Genomic DNA, 25,961 nt, shown 5'->3' with positions numbered 1-25,961 from the left:
ATGACTTCCGCCGCACCCACGAGCGATGTCCTCGTCACCGACGACGCTCACGAGGACAACCTGCCTCCGGCCACCCGCCGCAAAGGCCTGTGGTCCTTCGAGCGCTACCCCTTCTTGACCCAGCGCAACCGCATCATCTGGTACGGATTCCTTGGGCTCTGCCTGCTGGCCGGTGCTTACCCCATGTGGCAGCGGCTCACTCAGGGCCTTGCCATTACCGACCTCACGAGCCACATGCCCTGGGGCGCGTGGGTCGCGTTCTACATTTACTTCGTTGGCCTCTCAGCTGGCGCGTTCTTACTCTCCTCCCTTGTTTATGTCTTTGGGATGTACCAGTTCGAACGCATCGGCCGGGCGGCTCTCACCTCCGCGATCGTCTCCATGGGCGTCGCACTCGTCTTCATCGGGTTGGACCTGGGGCGCTTCGAGCGAGCCTTCAACACGATGTTCTACTTCCACTGGACCTCTCCCCTGTCCTGGGAAGTGCGCTTCTACCTGCTCTATATCGCGCTGCTCATTACCGAGTTGGTCATCGCCTTACGCGTGCAATACCGGCTCGTCGACTCCCTGCAAAAAGCCCACCGTTGGATGCGGATCCTCGGCACGATCGGAGTGCCACTTGCGATCTTCGGTGTTCACGGCGGCACCGGAACGATCTTCGCCGTCGTGAAGGCTCGCGGCATGTGGTTTGGCGGGCTGTTTCCCGTGATCTTTGTCGTCTCAGCGATCGTCTCAGGTACCGCGCTGCTTATTGCGGTGCACTATTTCCAGGCGCGTGCGGCGGGACGCCAACCTGACATTCCGCTTTTGAAGCGTATGTCGGTTGTGCTGCTCGGTGCTGTCGTCGTGGATCTGGGCCTCACGTTCTACGAGTTCATCGTCCCCTTCCTCGCTTTCCACGAACATGACGGGACGATCATGGCCCTCATGCTGACCGGCCCCTACTGGTGGACATTCTGGATATTGCAGATGGCGATCGGCTTGACGATTCCGGCCATCATTTTGTTCTCACCACTGAAGAACAATCCGAAGTGGATCGTGGCGGCTGCGTGCATGGTGGTCGTCGGCATTGTGGGGGTACGGTTCAACATCGTCGTCCCACCACTCGCGGTCCCCGTGATGGAGGGCTTCCCACAGAACTGGTACTTCCCGACCCTCTCCGAAATTCTCGTGTGCGTCTTTGTCATTGCGGCCGGCGCACTGGCCTATTCACTGTTTTCCGAATGGCAGGCCGTTCACGATCCTGACCCGGCAGAAGACCCTGACCGCGTCGCTGAACTGGAGGATGCCCGATGACTGAGCAGACCCCGAACCCGACCAACGAGACCGAACCCCAGGGCACCAAGCGCCGCACGGTGCTGAAGGGCACCGCCGCGGCGGTCGGCGGCGCGGCCGTCGTCGGCGCACTGTGGCGCGAGGGTTTTGGTGACCCGTTCCGCCAAGAGACCCAGCACGGCATGGGTGACCTTGCCGAGGTGTACAGCGCCGATGAGGTCATCCACACGATGTGCATGCAGTGCAACACCTTCTGCACGATCAAGGCACGCATCACGCCCACGGAAGGTGGGGAGGCTACGAGCCTCATCCGCAAGATCGCAGGAAACCCCTACTCGCCACTTACCACGCAGCCGGTTGGGCCGATCCCCTACAACACCTCCCCCGAGGATGCGGTCACTGGAATCGGCGATATGAAAAAGAATGCCCGTTCCCGTTCCGGTGGTATCGCCTGCCTGAAGGGACAAGCCGGTGTGCAAATCGCGCACGATGCGGCACGAATCAAACAACCCATGAAGCGCGTGGGTCCGCGTGGCTCCGGAAAGTGGCAGACAATCAGTTGGGATGACGCGCTCGACATCGTCCTCAACGGCGATGCGGAGCTCGGAGTTCCGGGCCTGAAATCCTGGTACGCCTTCGCGCCCGAAAAGCCCATCATGGCTGACTGGAAGAAAGTCGAAGCTGGCGACATGAGCCAGGAAGACTTCGACGCCGCATGGGCTGATGTCCTGATCGATTCCAAACATCCCGATTTCGGCCCGAAATCGAACCTCATGGCGATGCTCGGCGGCGACCGGATGGCGCTCCTTGGCGCACGGATGTTCAACCAATCCTTCGGTTCCATCAACCAGTTCAACCACGGCGGCACGTGCGGCGTGACCGGCGTGGTGGCCAACGCCCGCTCTCATCCGGATACCGGATACAAGCGGATGTACATGGACATCGACTACTGCGATTACCTCGTCGTCTGGGGAACCGAGCCGCTCACGGCACAAAAGGGCCCAACGTGGCTCGCTCCGCGCATCGGTAAGGCTCGCGCCCGCGGCATGACGATGGTCGTCGTCGATCCACGCATGAGTAAGACGGCTGAAAAGGCAGACATCTGGGCGCCCGTGCTGCCCGGCAAGGATATTCATCTGGCCTTTGCAATCCTGCGCTGGATGATCGATGAGAAACGCTACGACGAGGCCTACCTCAGGGCACCGGGCAAGAAGGCGGCCGAGGCGATCGGCGAACCCACGTGGACCGACGCCACCTACCTGGTGAAGGTCGAAGACGAAAAGCGCGGGAAGTTCTCCGTCGTCGATAATGGAGCACCCGAGCCGGAGCCGGGAGCAGACGGCAAGCCGGTGGATCCCGAGCCGATGGTCCTCGTCGGCGGTGTTCTCACCCCGGCCTCCGAGGCGAGCGGACCCGCGGACCTGGAAGTCGATCAAGAAGTCGATACCCCGAACGGCCCCGTGCGCGTTAAATCCGTGTTCACCCTCCTGAAGGAACGCGTCTCCAACCGTAGCGTCGCCGAGCACGCCGAAGAGGCCGGCCTTCCGCTCGATCAGGTCGAGCAGATCGCTCGCGATCTAACCTCCCATGGCAAGCGCGCGGGAATCATGAGCTACCGCGGTCCGGCGATGCATTCCAACGGTTTTGATACCGTGCGGGCCATTGGCTATATCAACTTCCTGCTCGGAAACCACGACTGGAAGGGCGGCCACATCACGGCCCAGCGCGGATTCAAACCGCTTGAGGGACGCTATGACCTCACCAAGGTTCCCAATGCGCGCAAGGCGTGGGGTATCCCCATCACCCGCGAAAAAGCGAAGTACGAACAGTCGACCTTGTTTAAGGACGACGGCTACCCGGCAAAGCGTCGCTGGTATCCCTTCCCGGGGAACCTCTGCCATGAGGTTCTCCCCTCGGCCGCTATCGGTTATCCGTACTCGCTCAACGCCCTGTTCATCCACCGGCACTCCCCGCTGAACTCCTCACCCGGAGCGCACCGCCAAGCCGAGATGATGCAAGATATGGAGGCCATCAAGCTGCTTGTCGCCTTCGACATCACAATGGGCGATTCCTCCGCCTATGCGGACGTGCTGCTGCCGGATACGACCTACCTGGAGCGCTTCACACAGGAGTCGATCTACCCCAGCCAGCAGTACGCCGTCACCCAATTTGGCCAGCCCGTTACCAAGGCCTTTGATGGGCCGCGAGCAACGGAGTGGTTCTACCTCCAACTCGCCAAGGCGATGGAGGTACCCGGAGTGGGCACCGATGCGTTCGGCCCCGGCGCGCACTTCAATACGGTGGAGGACTACTACATGAAGATGGCGGCGAACATCGCCTACGCCGGCAAGAAGCCGGTGGCCGACGCGCCGCAATCCGAACTCGATCTGTTCACCGCCGCCCGCACGAAGGCGCTCGGCGACAGCTTTGATGAAGAGGTCTGGCGCGCTGGCGTCACCGCCGAGGAATGGCCAAAGGTCGTCACGGTCCTCAACCGGGGCGGACGCTTCGAAGAGCACGGTGACGACCACGCCAACGGCTATGAGGGCGAATGGTTGAAGTCCCGCTATGAGGGGCTCTGCCAGTTCTATGACCCAAAGGTCGCCGCGACGAAGGATGCCATCACGGGTGATTTCTTCGATGGCCTTCCCGTCGTTCGCGAGCATGTGCGCTCCGATGGCAGCAGTGTTCCGGGCGCCGACCTGCCGCTCGCCTTCGTGAACTGGAAGGCACGCCAACAGGGCACCCATCGCACCGTCAATTCGACGTGGCTACGGGAGGTTCGGTCTACGAACTACCTCACAATGAATCCGCGAGACGCCGAACCCCGTGGCATTAAGAGCGGTGACAAGGTCCGGATCACCTCGGGGGCGGGCGAAGCCGTGGGCATCGCCCACGTGACCGAAGGAATCCGGCCGGGCATCGTCGGCGCCGACGCGGCCTTTGGCCACAAACAGTACGGATCGGCAGACTACGTCGTGGATGGTCAGACGGTGAAGAAGACACCTGCCTACGGCCACACGGCATCGGCTCGCTATATCAACGCCGGTCACGAGGAACACGGGTTTGCCGCTGACCGCGGACGCGGCATCGCCGTCAATGACCTGCTCGATGACGATGATGGTGGCGGCGGCATCTCCGATCCGATCGGTGGCGGCGCTGCGCAGCTCGATACTCGTGTCGACGTGGCAAAGGCTTAGCCCGCCCGCAGCGATTACGCCCGCCGCGTGCGTCCGGTCAGCTGGCTTCCCGTGCGCGGCGTGCGCTGATTCCTGCCCCAACGAAGCTATCGAGCTCGCATCGGGCGGCGCGGCGCGTGTCTCGGCCGCCGACTGCACCTCGTGCGGTGCCTGCATCCCCGCATGCCCGACGGCCGCGATCTCGGGTGGGCATCCCGATGTCCGACACACGGAGTCGGCGTGCTACCTCACGTGCGACCAGGCAGGCGGCGCCACCCCCTGCCTGGTCGCCGTCACTCCCGAGGACGTCCTGAGCTCGCTGCGCGCCACCGACACGCGGATCGAACTGTACACCGCGAATTGCCAGGACTGCCCCATCGCGCCTGCCGCGCAAGTCGAGACGAGCGTCGCGCAACTGCGTGGGGCCTTGCAGGTGGCTGGCCTGCCACAGCCGGTCAGCCACCTGACCGACGTCGAGCCGCCCGCCCGATCGGACCGGTCTGTCACGATGAACCGGCGCCAGCTCCTCGCCGTCCTGCCGCCAACGCCGACACCGGGGCCAGCCGCCCCCGCCGGGGCCCTCGAGCGGCGCGAGACCTTCATCGGTGCGCTCGGGCACCGCGCATGGCACCCGCTCTACCCGCGGCCAATCGGCGCGAGCGATGACCGTGGACGCTCGGTGTGTACCGCGTGTCGTGCCTGCCTGCCGGCCTGCCCGACGCGCGCGCTGTCCGCGGTGGACCTCGGGGCGAGCTTCGAGCTGTCGGTCGAGCCATCCGCGTGCGTCGGATGCGGCATCTGTGTGCAGACATGCCCGGTCGATGCCCTCGCTCTGGTGTGCGACCGTATGCCGCCAAACCCCGTCATTGCACGGGTATACGCCGCCCATTGCGAGCGGTGCGATCGGCCGCTGCACCCGGGCGAAACTCGCCTGTGCACGTCCTGCGACTCACGCGAGGCGATCGCCGCCGACGTCTTTAAGCAGCTGGGCTGGTAGCTAGTGGGCGCTCTTGAGCGGACCGAGGTAGGGCACGCGGCGAGCCTTTGAGGGCGCAGCCTCGATGTCGTCCGCGAGCGCCGAGGATTCCGGGCAACCCCGCGCCCGCAGCCGATCCACGATCTTTTCTCGTTCGTGCGGCAATTTGTTTTGGCTGAGTTTGGCGATCCCCTCGATGCGCTCGACGGTGAACGTCACCGCGATGATCGCTTTGGAGGCCTTCGCCAGGTAGTCATCGGTGAGCTTTTCCGCGACCTCACGCTCATGCATGTAGGACAGATCGACCGCGGCGCATCGAGCAGCCTGCGCGTCGTCGCTGACCTCCAGCCGGCCGTGCAGGGTGACCTGCGTGTAGTCCCACGTCGAGGCGATCGACATTCCCTCGGGAATGTCGTAGTCGGCGGCGGAGACATACCCGTGGGGGCCGGTACACACGATGATGGCTGGGCGCGGGAAATCCCCGTGGCGCCACTGATCGTTGGCGCGCCCCATGTGCATTCGGATCCGATCGCCCTCCCACATGAGCGGCAGGAAGGTCGAATCGAAGCTGCCGTCCTCACGCGTCGTGACGAGTGTGCCCGCCGCCTGGGAAAAGACGAAGTCACGAGCGGCCTGCTCGTCCATGGCAAAGTAGTGCGGAATCATGCGGCTGCTGCCTCCTTGTCGCGCTGCTGATGAGCGGCTTCATCTCGCACCATCTTCACCCACAAGGCGAGCGCAAAGCCGCCGAAGATAAACCATTCGACCGCATAGCCCAGGTTCTGCCAGTTTCGGCCGGAGTCCTTCACGAGGTCCGGTGGCGGAGCTACCGCGAGACCTGCGCTGTCGGCGGACGTGGATTCTTGCACGAGGTAGCCGCTGTAGATCGGGGTCCCCCACAGGTTGACGAGGTGCGCCGACGATATGTTCGAGAGGGTGCCGGGTGTTCGCGACGTCGTTGTTTCCTGCTCGGAGTTGGCGAGGTAGCCGGTCACCTCGACCTCGCCGCTCGGCGGCGGTGGAGCCGCCGCATCGGGGGCCATCCAGCCCCGCAGGACCGGAAGGTGGGCGCCGGCATGCTCTCCGGATGAGATCACGAGATCCGCGACGACGAGCGTTGCGGCGTTGCCATCGACCTGCCGGCCGGGAATCACCACTTGCTCACCGTAGGTTCCCCGCGCGGTGACCTTGGCACCGAGGTGTTCGGCGCGAAACGCCGTTTGGGGCGCGAGGACCTCATCGAGTGGTCGCGGCTGCGCCGAGAGCATCTCCTGTTGCGCGGCGCGCGCTCCGGCCTCGCCTCGTTCTAGGGAGCGGTCAAGCTGCCAGGAGCCCAACTGCACGCATACGACGGCGGCGATCGCTAGCAGGATGAAAACGCCGATCATGCGCGCGCTGAGGGCGGCGCGAGCAAACTCGCGAGCGGAGATGGGGCGGGCCATGCCCCTCAGCTTATCTGGACCTATCCTGGGGGCATGAATGACCTTCCTCCCCTCACCCCCGAGATGCGCAACCACATGGCATCGGTCGCCTCCGATCGCGCCAAGGGCTGGGAGTGCGTCCGCCAGGCGGTCGCTCCCGCCACCGACGACTTCGTCGCCCAGTTGCGCGACGGCACGTGGGTGAGCCGATTGCTCGATTCGATGGCCTGGACGAATGAGGGCGGCGAGCGCCTCGTGACGAGCGCCCGCATGATCCTGCCCTATGAGCGCGGCGCAGCAGCCCGCAGCGCCGAGAGTGACCTCGTCGAGCTGAGCCACGGCAATCCCGGCGACGAGGCACTCGCAACCAGCTGCGCCCGCCAGCGCGACTGGTGCCAGGCCGAGGCCGATTCCTGGCGCTCCGGCGACGAAGAGGCCGGGCGGAAGCACCGCCTCCAGCAGTTCACGGACCTCGATACGAGCCTGCTCGACCGCCTGCTGGATCACCTCTCGGAACTCACGAGCGGCCTGCACTCCGATATCCACGTCGTCATCGCACGCATCCTCACGGCGTTCCTTGTCCTTGAATCGGGCCGTAATCTGCCCGACCCCCGATAGTTCCGACCGAAGCAGAAAGTAGTTGTCATGCCCTGGGTCATCTTGATCGTCTCTGGCGCCTTCGAAACCATGTGGGCCGTCGCGCTCGCGAAGACCGAGGGCTTTACCAAGCTCGTCCCGATGATCTGGTTCGTCATCGGCGCAGTGATCTCCATGGGCGGGCTCGGCATCGCCCTCAAGCACATCCCGGTCGGAACGGGCTATGCCGTGTGGGTCGCGGTCGGAGCCGTCACAACCCTCGCCTACGCCGTCATTACGGGCGCTGAGACGCTGACCGTCGCCAAGCTGTTCCTCGTCCTTGGCATTGTTGCGTGTGTAGCGGGCCTCAATATTTTGTCCGACCCCGCCGTAGGACCTAATGCACGGCCGTGACCGATTTTGCCCATTAGGCTGGTAATCAAACTGATCACCGACGCCCAGGAGTGCGAACTTCCCATGGCCAACAGCATCTACGTTGCCTCCCCGGAAGGCGAGACCGGAAAATCCACCATTGCCCTCGGACTCGTCGATATGTTTACCAAACGAGTGGGCAAGGTCGGGATCTTCCGGCCCGTCGTTCGCACCGGTGAACGCGACGCTCTCGTCGAACTTCTCCTGCAGCGCGACAGCGCCGATATCGCCTACGACGACGTTGTCGGCGTGACCTACGAGGAGCTGCATCGCGACGCGGATGAGGCCCTCGCCCAGATCGTCCAGGCCTACCGTGCGATCGAATCCAAATGCGATCTCGTCGTCATCATCGGCTCGGATTACACCGACGTCGCCGGTCCCGCCGAGCTCGCCTTCAACGCCCGCATCGCCGCCAACCTCGGCGCGCCCGTCCTGCTGACGGTGCGCGGCGCCGGGCGCACCCCCGACGAGATCCGGCAGGTCGCCGAACTCGCCGTCTCCGAGATCAGCGCGGGCCATGCCTCCGTCGTCGGTGTCGTCGTCAACCGCGCCGACGGTGACGAAGCCGACATCCGGCAGGCGCTCGGTGACGCCCGCCCGGTGTGGGTGCTGCCTGAAGTCCCGCTGCTGACCGCCCCCACGGTCGATGATCTCAAGCGCGCCCTGAACGGCACGGTGCTCTCCGGCGATGAGGCCCTGTTCGATCGGGAGGCCGAATCTCTCCTCGTATGCGGCATGGGCGTGGAGCACATCCTGGAGCGTCTGCGCGAGGGCCAGGTCGCCATCGCTGCCGGCGACCGCTCCGAGTTGCTCATCTCGCTGCTCGCGGCGCACGCCGCCGAGGGCTTTCCCTCCCTCGCGGGCATCATCCTGAACGGCGGCTACCAGCCTGATGAGATCGTCACCGAACTCGTCTCCGGCTTCGCCTCCAAGCTGCCGATCATCACCTGCGATACCAACACCTATGAGACGGCCCAGATCGTGGCGACGACGCGCGGCGGCCTCACCACGCGCACCCAGCGCAAGGTCGATATCGCCCTGCAACTGGCCGACACTCACCTGCCCGCCGACGAACTCGCGCAGCTGCTGGAGGTCTCCGAGCCGAGCGTCGTCACCCCGCTGATGTTCGAGGCCGAACTGCTCGAGCGCGCGAAGAGGGCCAACAAGCACATCGTGCTGCCGGAGGGCGAAGACGACCGCATCCTGCGCGCCGCCTCCACCCTGCTTGCGCGTGGCACCGCGCGCCTGACGATCCTTGGTATCGAATCCCAGATCCGGGCCCGCGCCGCCGAGCTCGGGCTCGATATCGACGCGGCCACGATCCTGGATCCGGCCACCTCTGACTACCTGCCCGAATTCGCCGCCGAGTACACGAAGCTGCGCGCGCACAAGGGGATGACGGAGGATCGCGCCAAGGAAATTGTGCGCGACGTATCCTACTTCGGCACGCTCATGGTCCACCTCGGTTACGCCGACGGGATGGTCTCCGGCGCCACCCACACGACGGCCCACACGATCAAGCCATCCTTCGAGATCATCAAGACCGCGCCCGGCACTTCGATCGTGTCCTCGGTCTTCCTTATGCTGCTGGCCGACCGCGTGCTCGTCTACGGCGACTGCGCCGTCAATCCGGATCCGACCGCCGAACAGCTCGCCGATATCGCGATCTCCTCGGCAGCGACGGCCGAGCAGTTCGGCATCGATCCGCGCACCGCGATGCTCTCCTACTCCACCGGATCCTCCGGCTTCGGAGCGGACGTCGACAAGGTGCGCGAAGCAACCGCGATCGTTCGCGAACGCGCCCCCGAAATGCTCGTGGAGGGCCCCATCCAGTACGACGCCGCCGTCGACGCCGCGGTGGCGTCAACGAAGATGCCGGATTCGAAGGTGGCGGGCCGGGCGACGGTCTTCATCTTCCCGGACCTGAACACGGGCAACAACACCTACAAGGCCGTGCAGCGCAGCGCCGGCGCCGTCGCCGTTGGCCCGGTGCTGCAGGGTTTAAACAAGCCCGTCAACGACCTCTCCCGTGGCGCGCTCGTCCACGACATCGTCAACACGGTGGCGATTACCGCCATCCAGGCCGAAGGCTAGGAGCCCCGTCATGAACCAAACCGTCCTTGTCGTTAACTCCGGATCCTCCTCGATCAAATACCAGCTGGTCGATCCCACCGACGGTAGCGCGATCGCGACGGGCCTCGTCGAGCGCATCGGCGAAGGCTCCTCCCTGCTGCGCCACGTCTTCGGCGAAAAGGAAGTCGAGGAAGATAACCCCATCCGCGACCACGCCATGGGGCTGGAGCGAGTCCTGGAGCTGTTCTCCACCGTCGGGCCGAACCTGCACGAGTCAAACATCGTGGCCGTTGGCCACCGCGTCGTTCAGGGCGGCTCCTTCTTCGACCGCGCCACCGTCGTCGACCGCGACGTGATGCGCACGATCGAAGCCCTCGTCCCGCTCGCACCGCTGCACAACCCCGCAAACCTGACGGGCATCAAGGTCGCGCAGCGGCTGCTACCAAACGTCCCGCACGTCGTCGTCTTCGACACCGCATTCTTCCAGTCGCTGCCCGCAGCCTCGGCGACCTACGCCCTGGATCGTGAGGTCGCCCGCAAGTACGCGATCCGCCGCTACGGCGCGCACGGCACGAGCCACCAGTACGTCTCCAAGACGGTGTCCGACCACCTCGGCCGCATGGACCTCAAGCAGATCGTGCTGCACCTTGGCAATGGCGCCTCCGCCTCCGCGGTCGATGCCGGCCGCGCAGTCGACACGTCCATGGGACTGACCCCCCTGGAGGGTTTGGTCATGGGCACCCGAACCGGCGACATCGATCCCGCCGCCGTCTTCCACCTGGCCCGCAATGCGCACATGTCGATCGACGACATCGATAACCTGCTCAACAAACGCTCGGGCATGAAGGGCCTGACCGGCCAAAACGATCTGCGCATCGTCCACTCGATGGCCGAAGCCGGGGACCGCAACTCGCGCGTCGGGCTCGCGGTCTACGCCCACCGGATCAAGAAATACATCGGCTCCTACGCCGCGGTCCTTGGCGGCTTGGACGTCGTGACCTTTACCGCGGGCGTCGGCGAGAACGATGCGAAGATGCGCGAAATGGCGACCGAGGGCCTTGAGTTCCTTGGCATCAAGCTCGACCATTCCCGCAACCGCGCCTCGGGCCGCGGAATCCGTGAGATCTCTCGCGACTCCTCCAAGGTCAAGGTCCTCGTCGTTCCAACCAACGAGGAATGGGAGATCGCACGCCAAACGGTCGCCGCGATCTAAGCCCCAAAACTACGCAGACGCCGCCCGGGAGGACATCCGGGGCGGCGTCGCTATCAGTATCGGCGGCTGCTAGTCGCGGCCAAACATGCGCTTAAGAAGGGACCGCTTGGGATATTCGACGGCGCCGTCGACCAGTTGCGTCATCTCGTCGCCGCGTTTGCCGTCCTTGATGACGTCAATCAGCAGATCCAAGAAGTCATCGACGTCGCATTGGTCGTAGCCGGCGCGAAACTTGGTCTGCTGGAACTTCAGCTCGCTCACCATCGCCACGAGCTGGTCGGTGTCGTTTAGGGGTCCGCTGTGAAACGACATAGCGCAGTTTCATCACGGCGCCGCGCAAGCGCCGCGCTAGTCGGCAGCTGCCTCCGGTGCGACGAGGTTTCGGGTGGATCCGCGCAGTCGAATAGTCGTGGGCAGGGAATACAGTTCGGGCTCGCCGGCACTGTCGTCGCCCTCAATAGCGTCGACCAGACGGTGCAGCGCGAGGTCCGTCATTTCCTTCAGCGGCCAGTAGATGGAGGTGATGTCAATTTCGTCCATGCCCTCGCGATCACCGAAGCCGATGATCTGAACATCCTCTGGCACCCGGCGTCCAGAAGCTCGCGCTAGCGAGCGGGCGGCGATGGCGTAAACATCGAGCGAGCACCACACCTCGTTGACCTTTGGGAAGTCCTTCCACAGGCTGGCCAGGGCGGTCTCGGCGGCCACGGGCGCCCAGGAATTGACGGAAACCTGGATGGGTTCCACGCCCGAAGCCGTAGTGATCGCGTCCTTGAGGACCGGTGAGTACTCTGGCCCGGACACGTAGGCCAACGCGCCTTCTCCAAGATCCTTGTGCTCGATCGCATTAAACAGTTCGGTAACCGACTGGGCCTCCCGCATCGCGACAAGGCCGTGGCCCACGGGCTCGTGCTCCGTCTCGTGCGGGGAGATGTACACCCGCGGAACATCCATCTTCGTGAGCGTCGAAGTCAGCGGATGATTGGCGAACTGGACGTGGCAGATTGCCCCAGCAAGGTCGAGATCTCGCATGATTGACCGCAGCGTCGCCGGCGACTCGAGCGGGTGGAGAATGGGGACGACGGTGTAGCCACGGAAACGCCCCGCCGCGATTGCCTGCAGGACGACCTGCTGCACGATCGGGATGAAGAAGTCGCCAGTCAGGTCCGGCATAAACAAGCCGAGGAGTCGCGATTTTTGCGAACGCAAGGAGCGGGCTGCCGCGTGGGGAACGTAGCCGAGTGAGTTCGCTGCTTCCTGGACCCGCTGGACCGTATCGGGAGCGATTTTGAGTTGCTCGGCGTGACCATTGAGCACTAATGACACGGTCGACGGTGCGACCCCCGCTAGTTTTGCCACATCTGCTCGGCTAGAGCGAGCCATCACGAACCTTAGAATTTGGAAGTTACAGCAAACTCTAGGATACCCGTCCTATGCGGCCAGTGGCCTGGCGGAACGTGCACGCAGCCACGGGCACGAAGGGGGCTTTCGATCCGGACTCCCCTGCAGGCTCAGCCACCGCAACGAAGGGCAGCGCCGGTGCGCAAATGTTGGAAAGAACAGAAACGCACATCACTCGAAGGCAGCATTGGATAGCTACTGATTCCATTTTGCCCGGTTGATTTGAGCCACACCTTAAGAGTGCACCCCGTGAGAACCGAAGATCTCTAAAGATAACGAAACGATAACAATTCGAGATCCAATGGAGATCGAACAATCGGGCGTTGTACACTAAGTTGTCACTAACTAACACGTGATAGGTGCTCGGATTAGACGATCCGCGCAGCCGCGATGACTAGGACCAACGGAGGTACCGATGACACATCGTCCAACAGCACTTCGAGGAGCTGCGGCCCTAATGGCTGTGGCCTTCGGTCTGAGTGCATGCGCCGCAGGTGGAGGAGACACCAAAGCAACCTCGTCCAACGGCGGCGAAGGCGGCATTCCAAAGCCAAGCGTTTCGTGCGAGGTTCCGGAAGGCAACATCGACGACAAGCCAATTGACACATCCAAGGTCGAAGGTGAGATCACCTTCATGACCCAGGGTCTTCAGAACGACTTTAAGGAGTTCTTCGAGGGCCAGATCAAGCGGTTTGAGCAAGCTAACCCGGGCACAAAGATCAAGTGGACCGACCAGGGCGGCTCGGAGGACTTTGATAACCTCATGGCCACGCAGGCTCAGGGTTGCAAGATGGCCGACGTTATCAACGTTCCCTCGGGAACGATCCTGGCGCTATCCAAGGCCAACCTTCTTATGGACCTCGATGTGAAGGCCCCCGGTGCAGGTGATCACATTGTGAAGTCCATCTGGGATTCGACCGGCGTCGGCTTCCAGGGCCACCACACGGCCATCCCGTGGTACTTCGGCCCGTTCATCACCACCTACAACAAGGACGTTTTTGAACGCGCCGGATTGGACACGGACAAGTCTCCCGCCACCATGGAAGAGCGTTTCCAGTTTGCTGACAAGATCGCCGACGCCAACAACGGGGATTACGGCATCTACGGAAACGCCAACTGGTACTTGCCTGCAGAGTTGCACGCTATGGGCGTGAAGATGATGAACGAGGACAACACCGAGTTCACTTTTGCCTCCGACCCGAAGGCCAAGACCTGGCTGGAAGAGATGGCCAAGCTCTTTAAAAAGGGCGCCATTCCGCCGGACTCACTGACCGGTGATCCGGATCCGGGCAAGACCTACAACAACGGCAACCTCGCCTTCGGCACGCCGAACGCTTCCTTCCTTCGCAGCGTGAAGGAAAACAATCCTCAGGTCTACGAAAAGACCGGCGTGGGAAGCTACCCGCGAGCCGAAGGCGTCAAGCCCCTGTTCAACGGCCAGTTCCTTGCGATCTCCGTAACCACAAAGAATGCACCGCTGGCGATGAAGTTCGCACAGTTTGTTGGCTCGGATGACGAAGCCCTCGCGTGGACGCGTGATGGTGGCGCAATCATCTTCCCCACTGCTACGAAGGCTCTGGACCAGCTCATCGCAGAACCGCCCAAGGGCGCCGATGATGCAGTCTTCTCCGCGGCCTACGAGGTGGCAGCAGCTGAGGCCAAGGACACCGAAGCTTTCCTCCCGCTGTTCTACGTCACGGGCCAGGTCCAAAAGGCGCTCGTTGACAACTTCAATGCGGCAGTCCGAGGGGATGTCGAACCCCAGGCAGCTCTGGACAAGGCGCAGTCAGAAATGAACACCCTCTTGTCGGCACTCCTGGACGACTAGTCACGTGCGGCGTCCGCTCGTGACGGGCGGACGCCGCACCTTTTGATTGAAAGGAGCGTCCCATGACGGTTGAGTCCCACGCAAACGCCAACGACAAGACCTCAAAATGGGCGACACTTCAACGCAAACGTCAGCGGCGCGCGGGGTCGCAGTACGAAACTCTCAACGGTGCTGCGCGTTTCCGGAAGCCTTGGGTCCCCTATCTGTGGGTCACGGTCCCTGTGCTGGTCGTGTTGACGTTCTATGTCTTCCCGTTTGTGAACACCCTCTTTACTTCGTTCACGAAGTCGCGGCCACTGCGCGGCATGGGCGAATTCAACGGCATCGAGAACTACCAGTACGTCCTTGGCGACCCCAAGTTCTGGGACGCGGTTCTCAATTCGATCGTCTACGCGATTTGCGTCGTACCTTTGATGATTATCCTTCCCCTACTGCTCGCACTCCTCGTGCGGGATCACGTTCCGGGAATCGGTGTCTTTCGCTCGCTCTACTACATCCCTGCAATCTGTTCACTGGTGGTCATCTCGCTCGCCTGGACCTCCCTCCTGGACAACCAGGGCCCCATCAACAACATGTTGAAGTCGATCGGACTCATCGAGCAGTCGATTCCTTTCACCTCGAATCGTTGGCTGCTCTTGTTTTCGGCCATGATCATCACCTTGTGGCAGGGCCTTCCCTACTACATGATTCTCTACTTATCGGCTCTTGCGAACGTAGATAAGTCGCTCTATGAGGCAGCCGAAATGGACGGCGCCGGAGCAATCCGCCGCTTCTTTACGGTCACGGTTCCCGCTGTTCGCGTAATGATGTACCTCGTAGGCATTCTGAGCACAATCGGCTGTCTGAAGATCTTCACGGAGGTATACCTCCTTGGCGGGACGAACTCCCCCACCGTCACGATCACGATGTATCTGCGTGATTTCTCTGACGTCACATTCGGGCACCTTGGGCGAGGCAGCGCGGCTTCCGTCTTCCTGTTCCTCTTGACCCTCGGCTTCATCATTGCTTCGCGCCGCCTGAACAAGAAAGCAGAGCAACAATGACGTTCAACAAGTCCACCACTGTTGTCACGACGGTGACCGGCACAGCACCCCAGCAAGGCATCATTGGGGGCTGGCGCAAGCGCCGCAAGATGGCACGCTCGATGAACCAGCCGCCTGCCCGGCTCAAGGGCGGACGCCTCGTTCGACGCTACATCGTGCTGACTCTTGTTCTGGTTAGCCTCATCGCTCCCCTTGCCCTGCCACTGCTGGCAGCGTTCAAGGCACCTGGCGAACCAGTTTTTGGCCAGGGTGCAACTCTTTTTCCCCAGGACTGGTCACTACGAGCTTTTGAGCAGCTCTTCGCAGATTCATACGTCGTCCGCTCAATCGCCAACTCCCTGTTCGTTTGCACCCTCGCCGTGCTCTCGCATATCTGTCTTGCGTCAGTCGGCGGATATATGCTCTCGAGGCGTGGCTGGCCGGGACGAAACCTCTGGTTCATCGTCGTGACAAGCGCGATGATCTTCCCCTTTGAATCGATCATGCTCTCGCTGTTCAACCAGGTCGCTGCGCTCGATCTCTATGGCACGCTCACAGGCGTGTGGCTACCTGGAATGCTCGGACCGTTCCACCTGCTGCTCATGCGTGCGGCATTCCTCTCGGTTCCCGATGAGATCGAGGACGCTGCGTTCATCGACGGCGCTGGCGAATGGCGGCGCTTCTTCACCATCTTCCTACCGCAGGTCAAGGGCGCGCTGACGGTCGTCGGACTAACCTCCTTTATTTACGCTTGGTCCGATTTCCTGTGGCCATTGCTCATTTTGCCGGACCCCCAAAAGCAGACCATGATGCTCTGGCTTGCGACCTTCAAGAATTCGATTCAGGGAGTGTCGTACCAGCAGGTGCTCGCGGGTGCAATCGTCGCACTGCTGCCTGTCCTGGTCATCTTCTTGTTCACCCAAAAATACTTCTTTAGAGGAATCGAAGATGGAGGACTCAAATACTAATGGAAGAATTTGATTTTTCGCCCGATGATCTGGAAGCTGCCGGTGCACTGGCTGTCGGGCCGGATCCGGGCTACACATACCCCGACGATCCGCTCGTCGCCGAGAACCTAAAGAGGTGGCAAGACCACAAGTTTGGCGTGATCATTCACTGGGGCATTTACTCCTCGATCGGCCAAGCCGGTTCCTGGTCCTTACATCGAGAGCATCTAGGATCTTTCACCGACAAACCAGCCGAATTCTCCGGAACGGACGCCGAATACCACTCCTGGTACCTCGACCGTTTTCGTGATTTTGAGGGAAAGAACTTTGAGGCCTCAGAGTGGGCAAAGATCTGTGCACGCGCGGGTATGCGTTACATGGTCTTCACAACGAAGCACCACGATGGCTACTGCCTGTACGACTCCGCCTACACCAACTTCAAATCCACCTCGGAAGAAGCGGGCCTCAAGCGCGACATTTTCGCGGAAGTAACCGAAGCGTTCCGTGCTGAGGGCCTGGAGACCGGCGTCTATTTCTCAAAGGCAGACTGGTCTCGGGCTGAATACTGGGATCGTTCCCTTCCCATCTCGAATCGATTTGCGAATTACTCGATCGAAGATAATCCTCGCAAGTGGCAACGGTTTGTCGAGTTCACTCACGATCAAATCGCCGAGCTGCTCACCAATTATGGACAGATGAATGTGCTCTGGTTGGACGCCGGGTGGGTACGCCCTCCGGAGGAACCGATCGATATCGACGGCATCGCCAAGATTGCCCGAGACCTTCAACCCGGGATCCTGGTCGTCGATCGAGAGGTCCATGGCGTACATGAGAACTATCGAACCCCGGAACAGCGGGTCCCAGACTCGAAGCTAGATATGCCCTGGGAATGCTGCTTAACGCTCACCCGCTCATGGTGCTCGCTGAAGAAGGATGATCCCACTAAACCAACAAGCGACATGATCGAGACGCTACTCGCAGTCGTCTCGCGCGGTGGAAACCTTCTGCTTGGTATTGGTCCCGATGGGGAGGGTGGTCTTTCCCGGCACATTGTCGATTCCTTGAATGAAATCGGGGAATGGATGGATGTCTATGGCCACGCGATTTACGGTTCAAGGGCCCTCGACGACTACACCGAAGATGAGTTCGGACAGGTATCAGCAACCATCAACGGCGAGAAGGTTCCTACATACAGCGTTCGGACCGAGGACGGATCAGTTGCCCTCTTCATCCTCATTTCTGATCGGGAGACACCCACACAGATTGACATCACGGGCCTGCCAGCAGGTTATGTTGCGCAGGCATTGGGCGGCGAAACCCTTTCGTCAGCGGGGTCGCCTGCCGTCAGTCTGCATAGCGACAGCCGGTTTGCGTGTGGTGTGAGCCTTCGCAAAGCAATGGAAGATCACTCGGGACAATGGAGTACAACGTGAAAATACGAAAGACCTTGGCGGTCATTGCGACCGCCGCGATGACCAGTACCGCTCTAGCGGCAGGAACCCTAGCGGGAGTCGCAACGGCTGCGCCCACGACACCGCAAGATCCCTACCACCCAAACATTGCGTGGACCGATTCAGAAGAACCCGCTGAGTCAGCCCCCAACGGAAGAAACGAAGCTCTCACGGATGACGATTCCGGTCGTTCGCCGCAGGATGTCACCTTCTGGACAACGCAGTGGGACGGCGAGTCCCCTGACTTCCCGCACGCCATCGTGATGGACGGAGTGCAGCAGGGCGGTATCTGCGGGATCCAGTACACGGCGCGGCCCACCTATGACGATGTCCACGGCGCATCCAACACCCCGGGTAAGTACGACGTGTACGCGTTCGAGTCCACGCCGAGCAAGCCTGACGATCTGTCACAGTGGCGTGAGTCGGCTGCTGCCGGAGAGTTTGACGGTGGCACTAAGATTGCCAGCGGTGAACTCAAAGAGATCAACGACCCGCAGGACATCGTCTTCGAACGGTCCGATGCCACCGCGTTCGCGATTGTCGGACTACAGGCCGTCGCAGCCGGCAAGGCACAAATGTCTGCCTCCGACATCAAAGTGATTCCTTGCGTTCAGGCCCCGGAACCGGGAACACCGGGTGAGGGCAGCGGGTCGAACGCGCTGGTGAGCGATCTCTTCGTCGACCAGCTCCCGTTCGGTGAACCAGGCAAGCCTGTCGATTTTGATCCCTCGACGCACACGTATGTTGCGACAGCGTTTTTCCACACAGATTCGATTTCGTTGCGTGTGCGCACGGTCGATGGCGCCCACGTCAAGGTGGCGGGCAAGACGCCGAACGCTGAGGGGCGCGCAACTGTGCGCCTCGCACCCGGAATCAATCCGATCGAAGTCGTGGTTGAAAAGGGCGGCGAATCCGCAACCTACGTCGTCAATGTCAACAAGGTTGAGACTGACTTCCGCGGCAATGTCCAGGCACCGATTACAGTCAAAGCCAATGGTGCGTCCGATGAGGACAACGCAAAGTTGACCGACGGAAATCACGCGACAGCGTGGTTCAGCTCGATTGCGCAGTCCTCGGATTGGAACGAAACTGTCACCGGTTTCGAGATCTCGCTTTCCGAGCCCCGAGATATCTCGCGGATCACTGCATTTGGCAAACCATCCTTCTCAAAGGAGGTTGCGTGGTGGCATGGCGGCAATCACGTGTCGATCGCCGTACAGTCCGATGAAGGCCAACCCTGGAAACTGATCGCAGACCGTGCCGCGTTACGACGTGATGCCGGCGGGATCTTCTACTGGGATTTCAACTCGTATCAGCGTGCCACGAACATTCGGGTGTGGCTGAACGATGTCATTACCAACGAGGTCCCCTCGAACGGCGAGATCTCGAAGCTAGAACTCTCGGAGGTCGAAGCCTGGGGCTTGCCATCGGGTGTTGAGGCACCTGAGACTACGCCGCTTACGGGAAACTCTCTTCCTGAGATGTTCGATCCAGGAGAAGGACTATGGGGTGTCAACCGAGCCCAGACGCTGGCACTTCAGCACGGCATTCTGCTTCCTGCCTGGGTCCCCTCCGGTGGCTTCGCTCGTGGCGTCATGGATGCGCGTGAGCAGGCACTCACGGGCGGCGCAATCCCCATGTTTTACGATCCCCCGCTTTTCGATTCCAATGTGATGGCTCGTCTCAAGGACAGCAACTGGGCGATCGCCAAGGCGCCGGGCGGCGGCAACTCGATGAATGCTAACCCCGAGCCGCATACGTTCCTCACGGACGAGATGCTTCCCTACGCTAAGAACCTCGTCGACATTCAGTACGGGGATGAGGGCGCTTACTCCAAGGCAGAAGTCGATCTGTTTGCCAAGTGGTTCAAGTTCTCCAAGAACACATACCCCGGCGCTCTGGTGCACTCAAACCAGAATGAGAATCCGTCGTGGGGCAATCTCAGCAATATGACGCACTATGTGCAGACCGCTAAGCCGGACCTGCTGTCATGGGACACCTACTACTTCGGTGGCGGAGGAGTCTTCGGCTCCCACGGCCCGAAGAAGCCCTCTGAGATGGTCAACGGTCTCCTAGGTTCAAATATGTGGAAGGTTCAGCGTCAGGCATCGCTTGAAGGGCTGACAGGAGATGGCTCTAGCCCGGTGCTTTACGGCCAGTATCTCGATTACTCCTTCGACGCGAACTTCTCCGAATCCCAGAAGGCCATCATCCCGATGCTGTCGCTTGCCAGTGGCCAGAAGTGGCTCGGCTTGTTCCGCATGGAGTACAACGGATTCGACTTCGGCTCCCTGTTTGATCACGATGGCGCCCCCACTCGAGCCTTCTACGAATATGCCAAGGTCTTCGATGATGTGCGAGGCATGGGCAAGTACCTGGTTGGCCTGAATAACCGTTACGTCGCGACCAAGGGCGGGACATATCCTGATCGCGCCTCAAACTCGGTGCCCAAGGGTTGGAATATGAACAGCTTCGACTCTGCTGAAGCGCGTCAAGTTTCGGCTGAGTTCGGTGTCGTCGATGTGCAAGCCCAGAACAAGGGATCGATTAATGGGGGCAAGCCAGGCGACGTAGTCCTTGGTTACTTCGACAAGATCCCCGGACTCGAAGACTCCAAGACATCGCAGATCTTCGGTGACGGTGTAATCGAGCCAAAGGCAGTGATGGTCGTCAACGGTCTCGTTGGAACTACCAAGTTGCCTTCAACGCTCCTTCAGCCCCGCACTGACGACGGCGCCTACTGGCAGACGGTCCAGGAAGTGAAGTTGACGGTCGCAAAGCCGACTTCTAACTCCAAGCTCATGGTCGTCGATCCGGAAACCTATGAAGCGACGGAAGCTACCGTCGAACCGTCTGGGACGTCCGACGAAACTGTTGACGTCACACTGACTCTGGGTGGCGGACAAGGAGCCCTCCTCTTCTGGACGGCGCCTAACCCGGCACCCGAAGTTCCTGCGGAGCCGTCTCCGGCAGAAAAGGTCGGAAAGCCCTTCCATCCCACCCCAGTGTGGGTGGACTCGGAAGCACTCGAGGGCGAATCCGCTCCGAACGGCCTCCTTAAAGCCGCTTTTGATGGCACGGACACCAATCCCGATCTCGCCACATTCTGGCATTCGGAATGGACACCTAATATGCCGCCCTTCCCCCACGCGATAGTGATGGACAAGGGAGAACGAGGCAAGGTTTGCGGGCTCGCCTACTCTCCTCGCCAGAACGTCAACGATGGTCCGAAGAACGTCACGATCTTTGGTGCGAGTTCAGCACCCGAATCTGATGTCATGCCTGATGCCGAAGGTCAGTCATGGCAAGGAATGACCAAGATTGTCGACGCGACATTCACCGCGCATGACGAAGAACAAGTTGTCATCTTCAAATCTGACGAGAAGATTTTCGGCCTAGCCCTGTGGGACAACCACTCGGACAAGCCGTTCACATCGATCGCGGACTTGCGCCTAATTGAGTGCGACGAACCGGATACTCCGACCCCGACCGACGCGCCCACGGACACTCCCACCCCGACGGACGCGCCCACGGACACTCCCACCCCGACGGACGCGCCCACGGACACTCCCACGCCGACGGACGCGCCCACGGACACTCCCACGCCGACGGACGCGCCCACGGACACTCCCACGCCGACGGACACTCCCACGCCGACGGACGCGCCCACGGACGCGCCCACCCCGGGTGAGACTGATGGAGCGGGAAGTGGAGCGACGCCTAGCGGAGGTCAGACCGATTCGGGCTCGTCGCCCAGGCAGCTTCCCGTAACAGGCTCAGCGGGCTGGTTGCTAGCAGCAGCTGCCTTGGCACTGACGGGTGCAGGTGGTGTTCTCGTCCACCGAAAGCGGACATGCTAGCGGCTTAAGTTGATCGGGGGCGTCCGGGAAGAGCGGGCGCCCCCGATCGCATCGGCGCACCAACGACAACGCAGATCCCAGTAAACCCAGCGACTTCGCTCACCCCTGATCGCAAAAAGGGAGCGAGACGCGAACTCAACGACGAGGATACCGATGAAGAAATTCGCATCAGTCACACTAGCTTCATTGCTCGGACTCCTAGTGACACTGGATCCGGGCCCCATCGCAGCACAAACGGATACGACGCCGAGCACCGCCGAACATTATCCGAAAGCAGCAATCGAGTTCCCTGGTAACGACGGAAAGCCTCACACGGTCGATTTCGACAAACACTCGTTCATGGTTGATGGCCAGCGCCTCAATATCTGGTCTGGCGAGATCCACCATTGGCGGATTCCTGATCCCAACGCCTGGCGCGACTTATTTCAGAAGATGCGCGCTAACGGCTACAACGCGGTATCTCTCTACTTTTTCTGGGGACTCCACCAAGCAGAAAAGGGCGGCGACTTCGATTTTTCTCCAGGCTCGATCAAGGACCTCGACCTTCTCCTGACGATGGCCGCGGAGGAAGGCCTCTATGTCATCGCTCGACCAGGACCATATGTCAATGCTGAAATCTCTATGGGCGGCTTGCCCGCTTGGATGACAAATGAAGCCGGCCGGCTCCGCTCGACGGATCCCGCTGTCCTGCAGGCTTCCAAGGACTGGCTCAGCGCCTTCAACCAGATCGCGAAGAAACACCTCATCACTAACGGTGGCGGGTCGATCATCATGTATCAGGTGGAGAACGAACTCCTAGATGAGAGCCAAGGACGCGATACTTTCCTGCGCGAACTCGCGACATTCGTGAGGGCGGACGGCATCGACGTGCCACTCTTTCATAACGACTATGCCCTCGGTGGGCGGTTCAAAGATATCGGGAAAGTAGGCACGGACTTCTACGCCTACGACAGCTATCCCGTGGGATTCAACTGTTCCGCGCCTCGCAATCAGATCGCTGACTCCGAGACCCAGTTCCGTAGCTTTGCTCCGGACTCACCGCACTTCATCACGGAGTCGCAAGGCGGGGCATTCACTCCTTGGGGTGCGAGCTACAACGCATCCGACTGTTATACCTACACCGATGAAGCATTTACCAGGCAGTGGGGTGTCAACAACATCGGTAACGGTGTCACAGCATTCAACTTCTATATGGCTTTTGGTGGCACGAACTGGGGCTGGACGGGATCGCCTTCCTCGGGCTTTACGTCCTACGACTACGGCGCCGGAATCACCGAAGACCGCGTATTAACCGCCAAGGCCGGGGTCCAAAAGGAGATCGGGTACTACCAAAAGGCAGTTCCCGAGCTGGCGCAGATGGATCCTGGAAAGAACCCAAAGCTCTCCGACTCCGGTAGCGGCGTGCGTGCGTACATGCGGCAAGCGGTCACTGCCGACGGCTCGGCCACCGGTCACGGCGTACGCAGTATCGCGCTGCGTCTGAAGGACTCGAACGCTACGACGACGACCTCCTTTACGATGCCGCTCATTCTCGGTGTCGCCGATAGCGCCGAAACCGCAAGCTTCTCCCACGACGACCGTGACCCAGCAATCACTTACTCCGGGTCCTGGACTGATGTTTCGGACGGCACGGCATCTCGCGGGACGCTCAAACGCTCTGAAAAGGCGGGCGATACAGCGACGCTGACCTTCACGGGAACTGGGGCACGCCTCATCATTGGGACGGGAACTGATCACGGAGATTTCACCGTCCAGATCGATGACGGCGAGCCCGTCACCGTCACCAAGGGCCACGTCGACACCGAGCAAAACAAGCCCGCCCAAGTTGAGGCATATGCGGTGAGCGGCCTATCCGCAGGTGAGCATACGATCACGGTGAAAAACGCTGGCACGCAGGGCTCAGTCGTCTCACTCGATGCCTTCGATGTCAGCAGCAACATCAATCAGCCCGTGGAGATCAACAACTCCCAAACCGACGTCATCACCTATAACGGTTCGTGGGAGCATGCCTCCGGTAAGCCTTGGACCGCTGGCGATATCGGCGGTGACGAGAGTTTTTCCAAGACTGCGGGCGACACCTACTCCTTCAGCTTTACCGGGGTCGGTTTCGATCTCATTGCCCCCTTCTCCGAAAACCATGGCAGCGCGACGGTTAGTGTCGATGGCACAGTGGTCGGTACGACGAAGGAAACTGTCACTACTGGCGCTCAGCCGCAACAGGTCGTGCACTCCTGGCGCGCGCCCGAAGGTGCGGAACCCGCCGAACACGTCGTGACGGTCACGGTTGACGGCACGCCCTTCGAGGGGTCATCTGACACTTTTGTCTCCCTCGACGCGGTGCGCTACTTCCCCACTCGCGCGTCGCTGACTCCGCGCCGGGAGGGACCAAAGGAGGGCGAGATCGGATGGGCGAAGGTGCCTCAGAAGGAAGGCACTGCCCTCGTGATCGACGGCCGCGACGGCATAGTTCTGACAGCGGACAAGAAGATCGCAGGCCACGACCTGTATTACACCACCTCCCAACTCTTCGGCGCCCCACTGGCAACTGAGGCTGGCCACACGCAATATCTCGTTGCTGCCACCGATGCCGACGGCGAGACCGTACTGCACTACAAGACGCGTCCACAGGTGACCGGCGATGTGGAACAAACCTGGGATGGCGAAACCGGGCAGCTTCGTCTCAACTACACGCATCGCACAAGGCCGTACGAGGTGAGAATCGACGACGGCAGCACTCCCTTGACGCTCCGCATCATTGACCGCCCGGCCGCGGTGACCACCTGGCTTATCGACGGTATGAAGGACGGATCGCTCGTCACAACGGCGATCGAGGGCGTTGAGTTGACGCGCACCGCACACTATGACGGAACGACACTCGCCCTAACGGGCTCCGCGTCCAAAGCGGGTGACATCCGGGTCCTTGCACCGGCGGGCACCTCGACGGTGACGTGGAACGGCAAAGACCTCGCAGACGTGAGCCAAGGCGTCGCGAAGGGAGAGATCCCTGGTCCGAGCGACGTCGCCCCCATCACGCTTCAGTTCGTGAGTGCGCCCGACCACCGCGAGAGCGAAGTTGACTTCAACGACTCCCATTGGCAGCGCGCTAACGACACGGCTGCCGCGAACCCCGACAAGCAGGGGCCGGGTTCCTCCCAGGGCGTCGTCTTGGACTCGAACCATTACGGAAAGTACGAAGGCTCGGTCTGGTACCGCGCTCATTACACCGCTGCCAGCGACGACCCGACGCTCACGTTCATCGGTAACGGCGGCTCCGGTGTCCCCTCCCAAGGAAAGAACCCCGCGTTCATGCAGGTGTGGGTGAACGGCACGTATGCCGGAGCCCTGCCAGCTGCCGGCACCGCGCAGAGCTTGAGCGCTCCAAAGGGCAGCGTCACGAAGGGCCAACCCGTCGTCGTCGCGGTACTCGTTCATAACCTGGGTCAGAACCTCGATTGGTCAGATGACGGGCTCTCAAAGCAAAACCGTGGCCTGTTCGACGCGAGCCTCAACAGCACCGGTGAGGTGACCTGGCGGATCATGGGCGCCATGACGGCGGGCGCTGCCGCGAGCGCCCTGAATCCCTCGGGGACGCTGTACAACAACGGTGGCCTGGGCGGTGAGTTTGCCGGATGGCACACTCCGCAGTTCGACGATCACTCCTGGAAGCCGGCTGATTCCCTCCACTCCCCCGCGGGCGTCACATGGTATCGGGCGCACACCCGGCTGGATGTCCCCGTCGGACAGGACACCGCCTTCCGCCTCGAGATCAACTCCGAGCGGGCACCACACTCAGATGGGTCGCAGGCAACGATCCTCGTCAACGGCTGGAACACCGGCGTCTACATCGGCGATATCGGTCCGCAGACATCGTTTACGATTCCGAGCGGCTTCCTCAATCCGCGCGGCGAGAACGTCATCGCGATCGCGGTCGCGGCGAAGGATGATGGTATGGGACCCGAGAGCGTCACGCTGCGCGCAGTTCATTCGACGACCCTTCCGGGTACCTCCGGCATCGAGCCGGATCCGGAGCCGAGCGAGACTCCAACGAGCACGCCCTCGCCCGATCCGAGTGCGACTGTGACGCAGGAACCAACCTGGTCGCCGACCAGCACACCAACGGCCGAGCCATCGGCGGCGCCAACGGACGCCCCGAGCTCGCGCCCGTCGGCGGATGCCCCTGGCGATCTACCGATCACGGGCGTCCGCGGGACAAGCGCCCTTGCCGGGTTGGCGGTCCTAGCGTTGGGGGCAGCTGGCGGGGTCCTATTCTGGCGCGCTCGACGAGCGCAGCCGTAACGAAGCGACGG

The 25,961-nt window shown here is 61.5% G+C and carries 17 protein-coding genes; 13 read left to right on the top strand and 4 right to left on the bottom strand.

Features of this window, described 5'->3' with window-relative positions; genetic code table 11:
- The 3 genes from nrfD to MUN85_RS02715 are packed head-to-tail and all read left to right on the top strand — an operon-like array spanning nt 1 to nt 5,451.
- Nucleotides 1-1,296, top strand: coding sequence for an NrfD/PsrC family molybdoenzyme membrane anchor subunit (nrfD, locus tag MUN85_RS02725; protein WP_250505271.1), 1,296 nt, complete (start codon nt 1-3; stop codon nt 1,294-1,296).
- The gene (locus MUN85_RS02720; RefSeq protein WP_250505270.1) at nt 1,293-4,475 is read left to right on the top strand and encodes a molybdopterin-dependent oxidoreductase; all 3,183 of its coding nucleotides are present in this window, start codon (nt 1,293-1,295) and stop codon (nt 4,473-4,475) included. Before nrfD ends, MUN85_RS02720 begins: the two co-directional genes overlap by 4 nt.
- Nucleotides 4,453-5,451: an ATP-binding protein gene (locus MUN85_RS02715; RefSeq protein WP_250505269.1), complete on the top strand. Its 999-nt coding sequence runs from the start codon at nt 4,453-4,455 to the stop codon at nt 5,449-5,451. Before MUN85_RS02720 ends, MUN85_RS02715 begins: the two co-directional genes overlap by 23 nt.
- Here MUN85_RS02715 and MUN85_RS02710 read toward each other — a convergent pair whose 3' ends face one another.
- A complete protein-coding gene (locus MUN85_RS02710; protein ID WP_092563015.1) occupies nt 5,452-6,096 on the bottom strand; it encodes an FMN-binding negative transcriptional regulator in 645 nt (214 codons plus the stop codon).
- Nucleotides 6,093-6,872, bottom strand: a complete 780-nt coding sequence (locus MUN85_RS02705; RefSeq protein WP_250505268.1) for an SURF1 family protein — start codon at nt 6,870-6,872, stop codon at nt 6,093-6,095. Before MUN85_RS02705 ends, MUN85_RS02710 begins: the two co-directional genes overlap by 4 nt.
- A 33-nt stretch (nt 6,873-6,905) precedes the next feature.
- Between MUN85_RS02705 and MUN85_RS02700 the strand changes: the two genes are divergently transcribed.
- From MUN85_RS02700 to MUN85_RS02685, 4 genes are all read left to right on the top strand, one after another.
- The gene (locus MUN85_RS02700) at nt 6,906-7,469 is read left to right on the top strand and encodes a hypothetical protein (RefSeq protein ID WP_250505267.1); all 564 of its coding nucleotides are present in this window, start codon (nt 6,906-6,908) and stop codon (nt 7,467-7,469) included.
- A 27-nt stretch (nt 7,470-7,496) separates the two neighbouring features.
- Nucleotides 7,497-7,841 carry a DMT family transporter gene (locus MUN85_RS02695; RefSeq protein ID WP_092563005.1) on the top strand — a complete coding sequence of 115 codons (345 nt, stop codon included), beginning with the start codon at nt 7,497-7,499 and terminating at the stop codon, nt 7,839-7,841.
- Between the two features lie 63 nt (nt 7,842-7,904).
- Nucleotides 7,905-9,953: a phosphate acetyltransferase gene (gene pta, locus MUN85_RS02690; RefSeq protein WP_250505266.1), complete on the top strand. Its 2,049-nt coding sequence runs from the start codon at nt 7,905-7,907 to the stop codon at nt 9,951-9,953.
- A gap of 10 nt (nt 9,954-9,963) precedes the next feature.
- Nucleotides 9,964-11,145: an acetate/propionate family kinase gene (locus MUN85_RS02685; protein ID WP_250505265.1), complete on the top strand. Its 1,182-nt coding sequence runs from the start codon at nt 9,964-9,966 to the stop codon at nt 11,143-11,145.
- Nucleotides 11,146-11,214: 69 nt separating this feature from the next.
- Here the strand turns inward: MUN85_RS02685 and MUN85_RS02680 are convergent, their stop codons facing one another.
- Both MUN85_RS02680 and MUN85_RS02675 read right to left on the bottom strand, forming a co-directional pair.
- Complete coding sequence (locus MUN85_RS02680; RefSeq protein WP_250505264.1) at nt 11,215-11,457, bottom strand: DivIVA domain-containing protein; 243 nt, start codon at nt 11,455-11,457, stop codon at nt 11,215-11,217.
- A 36-nt stretch (nt 11,458-11,493) separates the two neighbouring features.
- Nucleotides 11,494-12,528 (bottom strand): LacI family DNA-binding transcriptional regulator, encoded by a 1,035-nt coding sequence (locus MUN85_RS02675; RefSeq protein ID WP_284500851.1) that lies wholly within the window; start codon nt 12,526-12,528, stop codon nt 11,494-11,496.
- Nucleotides 12,529-12,961: 433 nt separating this feature from the next.
- Between MUN85_RS02675 and MUN85_RS02670 the strand changes: the two genes are divergently transcribed.
- The 6 genes from MUN85_RS02670 to MUN85_RS02645 all read left to right on the top strand — a co-directional run bounded on the left by MUN85_RS02670 (nt 12,962) and on the right by MUN85_RS02645 (nt 25,950).
- Nucleotides 12,962-14,374, top strand: a complete 1,413-nt coding sequence (locus tag MUN85_RS02670; protein WP_431603537.1) for an extracellular solute-binding protein — start codon at nt 12,962-12,964, stop codon at nt 14,372-14,374.
- Between the two features lie 62 nt (nt 14,375-14,436).
- Nucleotides 14,437-15,417 (top strand): carbohydrate ABC transporter permease, encoded by a 981-nt coding sequence (locus tag MUN85_RS02665; RefSeq protein ID WP_250505261.1) that lies wholly within the window; start codon nt 14,437-14,439, stop codon nt 15,415-15,417.
- Nucleotides 15,414-16,364, top strand: coding sequence for a carbohydrate ABC transporter permease (locus tag MUN85_RS02660; protein ID WP_250505260.1), 951 nt, complete (start codon nt 15,414-15,416; stop codon nt 16,362-16,364). The genes MUN85_RS02665 and MUN85_RS02660 overlap by 4 nt, the downstream gene beginning before the upstream one ends.
- Entirely contained in the window at nt 16,364-17,776 is a 1,413-nt protein-coding gene (locus MUN85_RS02655; RefSeq protein ID WP_250505259.1) for an alpha-L-fucosidase, read from the top strand. The genes MUN85_RS02660 and MUN85_RS02655 overlap by 1 nt, the downstream gene beginning before the upstream one ends.
- Nucleotides 17,773-21,654, top strand: coding sequence for a cadherin-like beta sandwich domain-containing protein (locus tag MUN85_RS12640; protein WP_348647932.1), 3,882 nt, complete (start codon nt 17,773-17,775; stop codon nt 21,652-21,654). Before MUN85_RS02655 ends, MUN85_RS12640 begins: the two co-directional genes overlap by 4 nt.
- Before the next feature lie 201 nt (nt 21,655-21,855).
- Nucleotides 21,856-25,950: a beta-galactosidase gene (locus tag MUN85_RS02645; RefSeq protein WP_250505258.1), complete on the top strand. Its 4,095-nt coding sequence runs from the start codon at nt 21,856-21,858 to the stop codon at nt 25,948-25,950.
- The last annotated feature ends 11 nt before the right edge of the window (nt 25,951-25,961 follow it).

The sequence above is a fragment of the Bowdeniella massiliensis genome (assembly GCF_023634005.1).
In the GTDB taxonomy this organism is placed as follows: Bacteria; Actinomycetota; Actinomycetes; order Actinomycetales; family Actinomycetaceae; genus Bowdeniella; species Bowdeniella massiliensis.
Note: the sequence above shows the minus strand (reverse complement) of the source record. Positions and strands in the feature narration are given on the sequence as shown.

Excerpts from the sequence above, each read along its gene's own strand:
- MUN85_RS02700 (WP_250505267.1), top strand. The coding sequence starts at position 6,906 with ATGAATGACCTTCCTCCCCTCACCCCCGAGATGCGCAACCACATGGCA.
- MUN85_RS02660 (WP_250505260.1), top strand. The coding sequence starts at position 15,414 with ATGACGTTCAACAAGTCCACCACTGTTGTCACGACGGTGACCGGCACA.
- pta (WP_250505266.1), top strand. The coding sequence starts at position 7,905 with ATGGCCAACAGCATCTACGTTGCCTCCCCGGAAGGCGAGACCGGAAAA.
- MUN85_RS02675 (WP_284500851.1), bottom strand. The coding sequence starts at position 12,528 with ATGGCTCGCTCTAGCCGAGCAGATGTGGCAAAACTAGCGGGGGTCGCA.
- MUN85_RS02670 (WP_431603537.1), top strand. The coding sequence starts at position 12,962 with ATGACACATCGTCCAACAGCACTTCGAGGAGCTGCGGCCCTAATGGCT.
- MUN85_RS02680 (WP_250505264.1), bottom strand. The coding sequence starts at position 11,457 with ATGTCGTTTCACAGCGGACCCCTAAACGACACCGACCAGCTCGTGGCG.
- MUN85_RS02695 (WP_092563005.1), top strand. The coding sequence starts at position 7,497 with ATGCCCTGGGTCATCTTGATCGTCTCTGGCGCCTTCGAAACCATGTGG.
- MUN85_RS02720 (WP_250505270.1), top strand. The coding sequence starts at position 1,293 with ATGACTGAGCAGACCCCGAACCCGACCAACGAGACCGAACCCCAGGGC.
- MUN85_RS02665 (WP_250505261.1), top strand. The coding sequence starts at position 14,437 with ATGACGGTTGAGTCCCACGCAAACGCCAACGACAAGACCTCAAAATGG.
- MUN85_RS02655 (WP_250505259.1), top strand. The coding sequence starts at position 16,364 with ATGGAAGAATTTGATTTTTCGCCCGATGATCTGGAAGCTGCCGGTGCA.
- MUN85_RS02705 (WP_250505268.1), bottom strand. The coding sequence starts at position 6,872 with ATGGCCCGCCCCATCTCCGCTCGCGAGTTTGCTCGCGCCGCCCTCAGC.
- MUN85_RS02710 (WP_092563015.1), bottom strand. The coding sequence starts at position 6,096 with ATGATTCCGCACTACTTTGCCATGGACGAGCAGGCCGCTCGTGACTTC.
- MUN85_RS02685 (WP_250505265.1), top strand. The coding sequence starts at position 9,964 with ATGAACCAAACCGTCCTTGTCGTTAACTCCGGATCCTCCTCGATCAAA.
- nrfD (WP_250505271.1), top strand. The coding sequence starts at position 1 with ATGACTTCCGCCGCACCCACGAGCGATGTCCTCGTCACCGACGACGCT.